Raw genomic sequence first — 13,214 nt, 5'->3', positions numbered from 1 at the left:
ATTATACTAAGTTTATGCGTTTTTTTAAAAACAAATTGAGAGTTGCTCCAAGCGGTTCGCCCATTGTAAATACCTGATGGCTTATGCCTTGGTTCAGTAACACTTCTTCGGTCTTTTTCAGTTTGTTAGTTAGATTTTCCAAATAATGTGTTCGGGCTTCTTTTGCTGCAACCTTTAATTTTGTACCGGTTTCTAAATCCTCAAAAGTTACCGTCCCGCTATATTCAAAATTCAGTTCACCTTTACCTAAAATCTGCAGTACTGCGACCTCATTTCGAGACGTTTTCAAAGCTTTTGTAAAGGCTGACAGTTCATCCCCGTACTCATACATATCCGTAATAAAAAAAATCAATTCCTTGCGGCCGCGCTCATGCAGACGCTCGTTTGTAATAGCATGAGGCGGCCATTTCCCGATAGTTTCAATACGGATCAATTCCTGTAACAACCGGTTAAAATGCTGCACACTGGCTTTAGGGTAGATCGTGGTTAAGTTGTTTTCGCTTAACGCAAAAAGACCGACTTCATCTCCCTGTTTGTGTGCGAGATAAGACAGACTTGCCACAAGAACCCGGGCATAATCCATTTTTGTCAGATCCCCTTCTTGATGCAACATGGAGTTACTCGCATCAAGAATAAACTTCACTGAAACTTGAGATTCTATCTCAGATTGTTTGATATAATAGCGTCCCGAACGCGCTAACATTTTCCAGTCTAGCAAACGCAAGTCATCGCCCGGTTCATACCCACGGTACTGACTGAATTCCATACCACTACCCAGACTCTTACTGTGGTTCAAACCTTGCAAATATCCATCAACAACCACCCGAGCCAGCAGGCTTAGGCCTGACACCTCATGCAGGATTTCGGGTTTTAGGAGTTCTTGATAGTTGGTTTGCATCGGTTATAAAATTGTGTCTACTAGTTTCTGAGTAACCCTATCGGTATTGATGTGTGCTGCTTCGGCTTTAAAATTCACAATTACGCGGTGGCGCAAAACAGGGAACGCTACAAACTTTAAATCGGCCGGGGTTACTGAGAGTCGACCTTGTGCTAAAGCTCTTGCTTTTGCTGTTAAAATCATCGCCTGCCCCGCACGTGGACCGGCTCCCCAGCTCACCCATTGTTTGACGTAATCATCTGTTGTTGTTTCGGGGCGTGTAGCACGTATTAGTTTACTCACCTTAGCGATTAAATCATCACTTATAGGAACTTCACGAACCAACTCTTGTAAACGAATAATCTCCTCTCCAGAAATCACCGAATTGACTTTAGCTTTCTTAGAACTCGTTGTCGCTTTTAAAATCGCAGTTTCATCGGTTTCTGTTGGATACCCGATACGGATGTACAGTAAAAATCGATCTTGTTGTGCTTCTGGCAACGGGAAAGTTCCTGATTGTTCAATAGGGTTTTGTGTTGCCAAAATAAAGAATGGCTTATCCAGAGAATAGGTTTTTCCTGAGTAGGTCACTTCAAATTCCTGCATAGCCTCAAGCAAAGCAGCCTGAGTTTTTGGTGGAGTACGGTTAATCTCATCAGCCAGTATGATGTTTGAGAAAATAGGTCCTTTATTGAATTCAAAGAATTTCTTCCCGGTGGTCTGATCTTCTTCAAGGATTTCGGTTCCTATAATGTCTGATGGCATCAAATCTGGCGTAAATTGAATACGCTTAAATTTTAAATCTATAGCTTGCGCCAACGTGCGGATCATCAAGGTTTTGGCAAGTCCGGGAACACCTTCAAGCAATGCATGACCACCCGCCAAAAAGGTAATCAACAACTGCTCTACCGTTTCTTCTTGCCCTATAATTATCTTACCGATTTCTTGTTTGAGCTGTGTGATCTTTGCTATAAGGCTATTAACTTCCTGCTCTATTTTTACCAATTCGTTATCCATATTTTTAAGTTAAGAGGTAAGGGCATACATCACAATATTCACCCCAAATCGTGTATTGTCTATTCTATAAAATCGTTTATTTCTAAAATCGTAATCCCACTCGCAACCATAATCTTTATTACTATACAAAACTCCTATTCTGCCATTGACAACTATAGCTTTAAGGTATTCATGAACGAGATCATCACCCCAGCCATTAAGCTCCTGAGAAGTTGTAGGCGGACCGTCATCAAATTCAAAAAAAGAGGAATAAATTTCGTGGTCATTGGGAATTTTCTGGAGTTCATCTGGACCAAAAATCTCTTCCATCTGCCGTTCAAAAGATTTAGCAAAAAGTCCGTCTATGTCGTGGTTACAATCATCTGCAAACACAAAACCGCCGTTGTTTACGTACTTCTCAAAATTTTCCCGCTCTTTTGGAGTAAACTGTACCAGTTTATGCCCCGAAATGTAGCAAAACGGACATTTAAAAATTGCATCGTTACTTAGTGAAATGATGTTTTCCCGAGTATCGATTTTAAGCGTTGTATATTCCACCAGCGAATTGAGGAGGTTAGACGGCATACGCTGGTCAACATCCCAGTCGCCCGACTCGTATTGCAGTCTTGTGAAGAAAAAATTGTTGTTCAATGTAAGAAGCAATGAGGGTTTAAATTTACTTGTGACGTTTGGTTTTAACCATAAGCCAAACTCCAGTATTTTGTTTGAAAAAAATAAAACTGGCTACTTAAAAAAGTAACCAGTTTTTGTTTGTATTAAATACTTACACAGCATCTGAAAGGCTGGTAAATGTAAAGTCTCGAATCTTCATATACGGGATAAGGTTACCATTAACGCGGACCTGCTCACCCAACTCTTCCAGGTTGTTGAGCATAATGACAGGACTCTCATTAAAACGGAAATTCTTCACCGGGTATTTGATCTGACCGTTTTCGATGTAAAACGTTCCGTCACGAGTTAGACCTGTAAACAACATGGTTTGTGGATCTACTGAACGAATATACCAGAAACGCGTAACTAAAATTCCGCGTTTTGTACTTTTAATCATATCATCAAGCGAAGCATCACCACCTTGCATAATCATATTGCTGGGATACGGTACCGGATCAACCCCTTGTTGCGATGCCCAATACCGGTCATACGCCAGGTTTTTTACTACTCCATTTTCTACCCATATTGTTTTTTTCCGTGGTAAACCTTCACCACTCCAGGTTGAAGTGGGCACATCTGGGTGCAGAGGATCTGACCAGATGGTCACACGCTCATCTACAATTTTGTCACCCAACTTTGTTCCGCCGCCTTCTTTAGACATAAAGCTTCTCCCCTCATCTGCAGTACGTGCATTAAAGGCACGTCCCATATTACCCAGTAACTCTTCTGCAGCAGCAGGCTCCAGTATCACCGTGTAACGCCCCGGTTCAATAGCTCTTGCCTCGCGCGACATTACCGCTTTATCAATTGCTATTGCAGAAGCTTCTTCAGCATCAAATTTTGAAATATCATTATAATCACGCGTCACCCAACCAGAACCTGTACCATCATCGGTACGCATAGTCACAGTGAAATCAACATTTGTAGACTTGTTATAAGCGAAAAGTCCGTTTGAGTTGAGCATAGCGCTAAAACCGGCACCGTCATCCAAAAACCCAGCTGCGGTTACCTCTTTTTCACTTGCAGGTTTGATACTTTTTGCTGCAACATCTGCCCTAAATTCCGGAGTTGTATTTGCTGTAGCTTCTGAATAGCTCACCGACTCATCATAAGTTTGGGGTCCTAGAGGCTCCATAAACTCTGGGTTCTCAGGAGAAAGTTGCGCCAGTTCTTCTGCACGACGCACTACTTTCTCTAGGGAAGCATCGTCAAATTCATCTATAGTTGCTGTGCCTGATTTCTTTCCAAAGCTAGCTTCAACTGCTAGACTTTGATTAGATTGGTGCCCAGCCGTAGAAACGGTGTTTCGGGCATAACGAATATTGCCGCTTTCACTTCCGCCAAGGTTAATCACGCACGCATCAGCTTTAGAAAAGCTCATTGCCTTCTCTAATATCTTACGTGCTTCTTCTTCTGTATATATTGCCATTGTACTTTGTATTAATTAGTTAGATAAAAGAATTTAGACAGATCTTCCTGTATTAATCACATTCACACCGTCAAAACGCGTTGTAGAACTACCGTGAGAAACAGCACTTACCTGAGAAGGCTGCCCCTTACCGTCAAAGAAAGACCCAAACAACCTGTAGTCGCCTTCATCACAAATCTTTGCACAGGAATTCCAAAACTCTTGGGTATTAGACTGGTAGGCAACATCATTAAGCATTCCTACAATCTTACCCTCTTTTATCTCATAAAATACCGTACCGCCAAACTGAAAATTATAGCGTTGCTGATCTATGGAATAACTACCACGACCTGCGATATAAATTCCTTTTTCTACATCTTTGATCATTTCTTCAACAGAATACGGTTCTTTACCTGCTTCAAGCGATATGTTTGGCATACGCTGAAACTGCACATCATTCCAGCTTTGTGCATAACAACATCCGTGAGATTCATTCTGATCTAAAATGCTTACCTGATCCCGAATCGCTTCGTAATTGACGAGGATACCGTTACGAATTAAATCCCATTTCTTAGTCTTCACCCCTTCATCATCATACCCCACAGCACCAAGAGAGTGCGGTTGCGTTTTATCTGCCACGATGTTTACAATATCACTACCGTATTTAAAGTCTCCGGATTTCCATTTGTCTAGAGTGGCAAAACTGGTTCCGGCATAATTTGCTTCATATCCTAAAACACGATCAAGTTCCAGAGGGTGACCTACAGATTCATGAATAGTCAACCCAAGGTGATTAGGCTCTAAGACTAAATCGTATTTACCCGGTTGTACAGACTCTGCAGTAAGCATTTCTTTGGCCTGCTTTGCAGCAGTAGTTGCATCTTCTATAATATCATAACTGTTACGATACAGATTGAATCCTGCCGGACTCATTAGCTTTTCACTTTCAAGACCGTCCATATATTCATATCCCATTCCCATAGGAGCACTCAATGCCTGGCGGGATTTAAATTTACCGGCTTCTCTATCTATGGCTGTGACCCCAAAAGTTGGCCAGATGCGGTGAATATCCTGGTCGATGTATGATCCATCTGTTGAGGCAAAGTATTTTTGTTCGTTTACCATAAATAAAGCCGAATTCACAAAATTGGCCCCAGCATTCATTGCGGCAGCGTTTGCATCAAGTAACAGTTCCACTTTTTCAGAAACCGGTACTTCTCTAAAATCCTTTTTTAAGGGTGTTTTCCAACTTACTTCACCGTGAGCTTCAACCGGAGCCAAAACCACAGGGTCTGTTTGTATTTTTGAATTTGCCTTTGCAATAGCAACCGCTTGCTGTGTTGCTTTTTTAATACCTGCATCGGTCACATCATTTGTTGATGCAAAACCCCAGGTTCCGTTTGCAATGACACGAACACCCACCCCAAAAGACTCGGTATTCACAACGTTTTGTACCTTATCTTCACGGGTAAAAACATATTGATTGAGGTAACGGCCTATACGTGCATCTGCATAGGAAGCACCTAGAGAACGTGCAGTATTCAATGCTACATCTGCTAAGGATTTTTTGGTAAACAGATCCAGACCGGGTTCTAATAATGCTTCAGCAGCAATGTCATTACCCATCATCGAGACAGGTAACATTAATGCTCCTGCTCCAAGACCAGTAAGTTGAACAAAGTTTCTTCTTTTCATAAAAACAGATAAGTTTTGATTAATGAATGCTTTAGCCTTAAAAATCAAAATCTTAATATTTTCTAAACAGAAAAGTGTTTTCCGCAGTGGTATTTAAGATAAGACCTGAAAGGATAGGCTCTAAACTAATTGATTAAACAGCAGTAATATCTTAAAACAATCTTAAAAACTTAAAATTTTAACATTAATATCAAAATAAATTATTGGTATTTTAACCAAAATGTATATTCTATAAAATCAATGAATCTTCGTTGAGAAATATTAAAAACAAACCTTTAAATTTAAGAATAATTAAAAGAGAAGTCTGAGATAGAACTCATACTTCAAACTTCTCTTTTTTCTTACGTAAATCAATATAAACTGCCCAAGACTAGCTACGGGTAAATCCGGAAACATTTTCGTGAATCAGTTCCTGATCTCGTATAGTATCTACCTTTATGTTTTTTAGCTCAATGTTTTTAATGGGCTTTTCAGCATCTCCTAAAATTCGAGATATAAAATCAACATGAGTTGCGGTGACCTTATTCATAAAAACATCTTCAATGGGTGTCAATCTGCGTTCATTAGTAGGCACCAGATCTCTCCATTGATACAACACATCTGTTTCAATTCCTAAAACACCTTTATCTATACGACCGGCCTTTATATTCTCCATGAAGATATTTTTTACATATCCTCCGCGGCGTTCATTAGTCTTGATAAAAAGTAAATGATTCAACTTTGCATTAGGCGCTACCTCGCAATTTTCCATATACACATTTTCCACACCGCCTGACAGTTCGCTACCTATCGCAAGAAGTTGATGACCGTTTTTAACCATACAATTACGAATGACTACATCTTTAACCGGTGTATTGAGACGCCATGCATCTTGGTTACGGCCAGCCTTTACAGCGATCGCATCGTCTCCCTGATCAAAAACGCAATCTTCAATCAAAACACGCTGACTCATTTCGGGATCTACACCATCGTTATTATGACCGTGAGCAAATACATGTACATTACGTATGGTCACATCTGAAGATAAATACGGATGAATCACCCAGAATGGACTGTTCTCTATGGAAATATTCTCAAGTAATACATTTTTACAGCGGTTGAACTGAATAAACTGTGGTCTAAAATTAGCTGAATCATTAACCATTTGCCGCTCTTCTACAGGTATATCTTTTGAAGCCATCTCATACAAGCGTTTTAAGTTTTGCATATGACCGGAAGGTCTGGCAAACCAGACTTTCCAAATATCCATTTTTGCCTTTAAAATTCCTGTACCGGTAATGGCTACATTTTTACAATCGTAGGCATAAATAAGTGGAGAATAATTATAACACTCCATACCTTCCCAGGTGCTCAGTACAGCCGGAAGATAATCTTGAGGATCTCCTGAAAATAAAAGCGTCGCTCCTTCCTTTAAATGAAGATTTACATTACTCTTAAAATGAATCGCTCCAGTCAGCCACTCACCTTCAGGAATAACTACAGTACCCGCCCCTGATGCATTTGCAGAATCTATGGCTGCGGCAATCGCTTGCGTGTTTTTTATTTTATCACTTTTAACTGCACCAAAATCAGTAATTAAAAATTGAGGTGTATTACTAAAATCTGGAGTTTTAACTTCAAAATTTCCAAAAGGCGCTAACACTGTTGTAGTATCTATAACTAAGTTATGAACCTGAGATCGGGATACCTCTTTCTTACAAGATGTATTAATAAGCAAGATGGAAATCAGAAAAAAAGCAAATATGTTTTTCATAAAAATAAATTGAAAAATGATATTGAAAAATAATGAGTTTCAATAATCTATTCATCCTGCACCGCCCTGCTCAATTTGGTGATTATAAACAGTTAATCTTAATTTTTACAAGTCATTTAAATGTAAAATTTACTGTTCATCGTTTTTCTATGTTAGAATATCTAATTTATTTCAATACGTATATAACTTAAAATCTAATAAAGTAAGTTTATAATTAACCCCTTTACAAGTCGAATTCTCTGACTAATAACTAATAACTAACAAAAATCTACGCCCATGAATTTAGTTTATAAAGGTGAAAACCCACTCATCAGTAGTGCAGTCAGAAGAACGAGCGAGGTACTTCACAGTGCTTTTTTTCAAAAACATTTAATAGACATTTTCTCTGAAGAAAAAAGAGACCAGATAAATATCTTATTGGACTCGATCTCTAAATCCAATTCAGATATTCTTATTAAAACCTACTGGAATCCCTTTAAAAAGAGTTCTATGACTTATGATGTAACTAATCAAGCACTTAATATAAATATCGCAAACCTTAAAAAGTCTAAAAGATTTATATCTCAACAACTAGTAGAGAATTATTCTCTTTTAGAATTGAGTAAAATAAATGGGGACCAGGAAAACGGGGAAGCCAATAAGGCTTTAGCATCAAAAATGTCATCTTTGGCAAAATACTATGCTTAATTAACACTTGATTTTAAGTCAGTTATGCACCCTTTAAAATTTTAGCTAAAAAATATTAAAAATCAGCCTGAGTCGTGTTGCACGTATTCATATTTGAAGTACATTCGCCCGCATTTTTAACGCAATAAATCTTTATTTATGAAACGCAATATTTTAGCTGGTTTCGCTTTGAGCTTAATGATTACTGTTTTTTCTTGCAGAGAGTCTGCTCAAGAATCAACTGAAGAGACAATGGAAGAAACTTCTATGGAAGAAGTAACTCCAGAGGCTCCTGTTGAAGAAGCTCCTGTTGAAACTCCTGCTGAAGTTGTAGTTGACAGCGCTGCTGTACCTGCTCCTCAAGCTGAATAATAAGTCTTAAGCTTACGAAATTCAATTCAAAGCCTCGCTTTTGCGAGGCTTTGCTTTTTTAGGATATATACTTTTTAGCTATTGCATCTACACAGTTGATACCATCAATAGCTGCAGACATAATTCCGCCGGCATAACCTGCCCCTTCTCCACAAGGATAGAGCCCACTGATCGCTATATGTTCTAAAGTCTCAGGATTACGAGGAATAGAAACCGGTGAAGAAGTACGGCTTTCCGGAGCATGTAAAACAGCATCTTTAGATAGGTAGCCCGGCATTTTCTTTCCGAAGATCACAAATGCTTTTTTCAACCGTGAAGCAATTAAATCTGGCAAAACTATATTTAGATCTGCACTTACAATTCCCGGTTGGTAAGAAGTTTTAGGAAAATCATCAGATAGTTTCCCTGTTACAAAATCAGTCATACGCTGTGCGGGCACTTGCTGTGTCTTACCTCCAGCAACCCAACATGCATGCTCCACGGCTTTCTGAAAATCAAGACTTACAAAAGGGTTATCTGGTGCGTAATCAGGTAAATCTTTAGGCTCAACACTTACTACGATTCCAGAATTTGCATACGGATTGTTACGCTTACTCGGGCTCCAACCGTTTGTAACCACCTCATCGGGAGCTGTAGCGCAAGGAGCTATGATTCCACCGGGACACATACAGAAAGAATATACCCCCATCCCATCTATCTGTTCTACCAGACTATATGCAGCTGGTGGCAAATAAGGGTTGTCAGTCTCTCCGTGGTACTGAATGTAGTTAATAACTTCCTGCTGATGTTCTATACGCACACCAAGCGCAAAGGGTTTTGCTTCAATCTTAACGCCTTTATCATGCAACAAGTAAAAAATATCACGTGCCGAATGACCAGTAGCCAACACGACTTCATTAAAATCAAAATGATCTGCATGATTAATAACGATTCCTTTAATGGCTTTATTTTCAATAATGAGATCGGTCAGTTTAGCATTGAAATGAACAGCTCCTCCTGCTTCAAGTATAGCATCACGCATTGCAGAAATCACCTTGGGCAACTTATTAGTACCTATATGTGGGTGGGCATCAACTAAAATATCCTCATCTGCTCCAAAATGTACTAACCATTCGAGCCCCTTTAAAACGTTACCGCGCTTTTTAGATCGCGTATACAATTTTCCGTCAGAATAGGTACCGGCACCGCCTTCACCAAAACAGTAATTAGATTCCGGATTTACGATTTGATCTTTATTGATTTTGGCCAAGTCCCGGCGACGTTCCCGCACATCTTTTCCTCGTTCAAAGACTACAGGCTTTAGACCGGCTTCAATGGCACGCAAAGCTGCATAAAGTCCGGCAGGACCGGCTCCAATTATTGCAATTTGAGGAGCTTGTGAAACATCTTGAGGAATAAAAGCATTAAGACTTTTGCGCTTCTCTCCCGTTTGCCAAATCTCAACCTGTAACTGCAATTTTACCGGTTTATTACGAGCATCTATAGAGCGCTTTCTAATGCGCCAGTCTGAAACCATATTCGGTTTTACTCTGGCTTTTTTTAAAGCCTGTTTCAAAATATAATCCCGTTCTTCGAGTAATTCAGGTCTGATGGTAATTGAAGTAAGTATGCTCATAGACTGCAAATATACTTGCTATTTAAATAGATTTGGCAGAAACCCAAAAAAGGCGCTGTCTTACCAACAGAACCTTTTAAATAATAATTAATCCCTAAATTAAATCAAGACTTACAGCTTGTAAACTCTTACATAGTCAATACTAAATTCCTGCGGAAAAATACGATCGTCAACTTCAGGACCTCCAAAGTTTCCCCCAATAGCCATATTGATTATGAAATAGAAAGGCTGATCAAATGGCCAAACCGCTTTATTTTTATCTTCAGGATTGTAAATAAATACCGATTGATCATCTACAAAAAATTCAATTTGTTCAGGAGACCATGCTGCTGCATAAACGTGATAGCCTTCTTCAATAGCTTCAAACGTTGTTTTTTTACTAAAAGCACTATCTCCATGACCGGCAGGAACATGTAATGTGGTATATACCATATCCGCTTCTCTTCCTACATATTCTAAAATATCAATCTCACCGCTGGCAGGCCACCCCACTTGTTTGATATCACTACCGAGCATCCAGAAAGCCGGCCAAATTCCTTGTCCTATAGCGAGTTTTGCACGAGCTTCCATTCTACCGTATTGAAACACATGTTTTCCTTGTGTCGTAATACGCGTAGAAGTATATTGGTCTCCATCTTTTCTTGCGGTAATAATCAACTTGCCGTCTTCTAATCTATGGTTATCTTTCGTATAAACCTGACGCTCGTTATTTCCCCAACCGCAAAGATTAGGGCAACCATCGCCTAACTCAAAATTCCATGAAGTAAGATCTAATTCATTACCGTTAAACTCATCTGACCAGACCAACTGTGGCTGTTGTGCCTTACAGGAATATAACACCATAAGAGCACAAAGTAAAAAGAGCTTTTTCATTAATTTTTATATTGAAAAGTTGCTTTTTGCAAATCAACCGAATTACCTCCTATCATCACATCAAACTCACCAGCTTCTGCTTCCCAAACCTTATTTGCTGTATAGAACGCTAATGTTTTAGGCGAAATGGTAAAGCTTACTGTTTGTGTTTCTCCCGGCTCTAAAGTAACCTGACGGAAATCACGAAGCTCTTTTACCGGTCTTGTGCGGCTGGCAACTAAATCATGGATGTAAAGCTGAACTGTTTCTTTACCGGCAACATTACCGGTATTTGTGATATTTACGGAAAGCTCTATCCATGAATCCCCAGAAAATTCAGAAGCACTCAGCTGAAGCTTTCCATATTCAAAAGTGGTATAGCTCAATCCATAACCAAACGGGAATAAAGCCTCTCGTGATCCGTCCTGATAGCCAGAATACGTTACCATAGTACTAGAAGGTCTTCCGGTATTTTTCTGGTTGTAATACAAAGGCTCCTGCCCCACGTTACGCGGAAAAGAAACCGGTAATTTACCAGAAGGATTGTAATCCCCAAAAAGTACATCTGCAATGGCATTACCCGCTTCAGAACCTAAAAACCAGGTTTCTAAAATAGCAGGTACTTGATCGTTAGGTTTGCTTAAATCTAAAGGTCGCCCATTCATTAAAACTAAAACAATATTGTCATTAACTTCAAAAATTGCATCAAGCAGTTCTTGCTGAACTCCACGTAACTGAATACCGGTTTGACTGCGGCCTTCACCGGTTTGGAAAGCATCTTCTCCTAAAACCATAACCACAACTTCTGAATTTTCAGCAGCTGCTACGGCTTCAGTAAAACCAGATGTATCCGTATCATTAATTTTTAAAGGCATTAGAAAGCTGCGCTCACCCATCCCTAAATCAGCTCCTTTGGCATAATTAATTTGGGTTGTTTTATCCACCGCATTCTTAATTCCTTCTAAAACAGAAACCGCTGAATTCTTATCAGCCTGTGCACGCCAGTTCCCTAAAGGTGAATCGGTATCAGCTGCTAACGGACCGATAACAGCGATACTATTTAAACTTTTCGTTAAAGGTAAAACTCCGTTTTCATTCTTCAACAATACAATAGATTTACGAGCGATAGCTCTTGCTGCCTCAAGGTGTTCTTTTGCGAGTAAAACCTCTTCTTCCCGTTGCGCATCACTGTATTTATAAGGATCTTCAAACAAACCTAAATGGTATTTTACGCGTAAAATTCTACGTACCGCATCATCCAATATAGCTTCATCAATTTTGTTTTGAGACACTAGAGGTTCTAAAGCTTCCTCATAGACGCGACCTTCCATATCCATATCACTACCGGCAACAACTGCTAACTCACCTGCCTGCATTTTATCTTTAGCGTAACCGTGCGAGATTAACTCAGCGATAGATCCCCAGTCTGAAACCATAAACCCTTTATAATTCCAATCACCTTTTAAGATGTCTCGTTGCAGATAATTAGATGCTGTTGAGGGCACACCATCAATCTCGTTAAAACTATTCATAAATGTCGCTACACCTGCTTCAGAAGCAGCTTTAAACGGCATTAGTATCGCATTGTGCAGTTCAGATTCTCCCACATTAACGGTATTGTAATCTCTACCTGCTTCGGCAAAACCATAACCGGCAAAATGTTTAGCACAGGCTGCGATCGTAGCAATATCAGCAAGATCACCTCCTTGAAAACCGTTTATACGTGCAACGCCAATCACACTATTTAAATACGGATCTTCACCGGCACCCTCCATAATACGGCCCCAACGCGCATCGCGAGAAACATCTATCATAGGTGCGAACGTCCAGTGTACTCCGGATGCAGCGGTTTCTTTTGCCGCTATACTCGCACTCAATTCCATGGCTTCAAGATCCCAACTCGCGCTCTCACCTAATGGTACCGGAAACATGGTTTTATACCCGTGAATCACATCATAACCAAAAAGCAACGGAATCTTCAAACGAGAATGCTCCATCACCACTTTTTGAGCTTCTCGTGTTGCTTCAGCAGTAAGCACATTAAGCATAGAGCCTACCTCGCCATTCTTTAGCTTTTCTAATTTGGTTTTAGAATCAATATCAGACGGAGCCCCGGTAACATCAAAGCTACCGTTGTATTGCACCATTTGACCAACTTTTTCCTTTAGGGTCATCAACTCTAGAATCGAATCGATTTTATGCTCTACAACCGGATCTAAATTATTAATCCCTTTTGTTTGCGCCGTTATTTGAAAAACGGGTACAAACAAGAGAAATGCCGCTACTTTTAAATATTTAATTTTCATGA

General features: G+C 39.7%; 11 protein-coding genes. 2 read left to right on the top strand and 9 right to left on the bottom strand.

Going from position 1 to position 13,214, the window contains the following annotated elements; translation table 11 throughout:
* Position 1: 1 nt before the first annotated feature.
* The 6 genes from DSM03_RS09590 to DSM03_RS09565 all read right to left on the bottom strand — a co-directional run bounded on the left by DSM03_RS09590 (position 2) and on the right by DSM03_RS09565 (position 7,401).
* Positions 2-898: a DUF58 domain-containing protein gene (locus DSM03_RS09590; protein WP_128760300.1), complete on the bottom strand. Its 897-nt coding sequence runs from the start codon at positions 896-898 to the stop codon at positions 2-4.
* Positions 899-901: 3 nt separating this feature from the next.
* Positions 902-1,894 (bottom strand): AAA family ATPase, encoded by a 993-nt coding sequence (locus DSM03_RS09585; protein ID WP_128760299.1) that lies wholly within the window; start codon positions 1,892-1,894, stop codon positions 902-904.
* 9 nt (positions 1,895-1,903) lie between these two features.
* Positions 1,904-2,524, bottom strand: coding sequence for a DUF4159 domain-containing protein (locus tag DSM03_RS09580; RefSeq protein WP_128760712.1), 621 nt, complete (start codon positions 2,522-2,524; stop codon positions 1,904-1,906).
* Between the two features lie 133 nt (positions 2,525-2,657).
* Complete coding sequence (locus DSM03_RS09575) at positions 2,658-3,974, bottom strand: TldD/PmbA family protein (RefSeq protein WP_128760298.1); 1,317 nt, start codon at positions 3,972-3,974, stop codon at positions 2,658-2,660.
* Between the two features lie 33 nt (positions 3,975-4,007).
* Positions 4,008-5,648: a TldD/PmbA family protein gene (locus DSM03_RS09570; RefSeq protein WP_128760297.1), complete on the bottom strand. Its 1,641-nt coding sequence runs from the start codon at positions 5,646-5,648 to the stop codon at positions 4,008-4,010.
* Between the two features lie 370 nt (positions 5,649-6,018).
* Entirely contained in the window at positions 6,019-7,401 is a 1,383-nt protein-coding gene (locus tag DSM03_RS09565) for a glycoside hydrolase family 28 protein (RefSeq protein ID WP_128760296.1), read from the bottom strand.
* A gap of 276 nt (positions 7,402-7,677) precedes the next feature.
* Between DSM03_RS09565 and DSM03_RS09560 the strand changes: the two genes are divergently transcribed.
* Entirely contained in the window at positions 7,678-8,088 is a 411-nt protein-coding gene (locus tag DSM03_RS09560; protein WP_128760295.1) for a hypothetical protein, read from the top strand.
* 138 nt (positions 8,089-8,226) lie between these two features.
* Positions 8,227-8,439, top strand: a complete 213-nt coding sequence (locus DSM03_RS09555; RefSeq protein ID WP_128760294.1) for a hypothetical protein — start codon at positions 8,227-8,229, stop codon at positions 8,437-8,439.
* Between the two features lie 58 nt (positions 8,440-8,497).
* On the opposite strand, the gene DSM03_RS09550 is transcribed toward DSM03_RS09555, so the two are convergent.
* From DSM03_RS09550 to bglX, 3 genes are all read right to left on the bottom strand, one after another.
* Entirely contained in the window at positions 8,498-10,054 is a 1,557-nt protein-coding gene (locus DSM03_RS09550) for an NAD(P)/FAD-dependent oxidoreductase (protein WP_128760293.1), read from the bottom strand.
* A gap of 111 nt (positions 10,055-10,165) precedes the next feature.
* On the bottom strand, positions 10,166-10,927 hold the full coding sequence (locus DSM03_RS09545) for a glycoside hydrolase family 16 protein (RefSeq protein ID WP_128760292.1): 762 nt from the start codon (positions 10,925-10,927) through the stop codon (positions 10,166-10,168).
* The gene (bglX, locus tag DSM03_RS09540) at positions 10,927-13,212 is read right to left on the bottom strand and encodes a beta-glucosidase BglX (protein ID WP_128760291.1); all 2,286 of its coding nucleotides are present in this window, start codon (positions 13,210-13,212) and stop codon (positions 10,927-10,929) included. The genes DSM03_RS09545 and bglX overlap by 1 nt, the downstream gene beginning before the upstream one ends.
* Positions 13,213-13,214: the final 2 nt, after the last annotated feature.

It is taken from the genome of Leeuwenhoekiella aestuarii (assembly GCF_004104055.1).
GTDB classification, from domain to species: Bacteria; Bacteroidota; Bacteroidia; order Flavobacteriales; family Flavobacteriaceae; genus Leeuwenhoekiella; species Leeuwenhoekiella aestuarii.
This window is presented reverse-complemented; position numbering and strand designations above follow the sequence as displayed.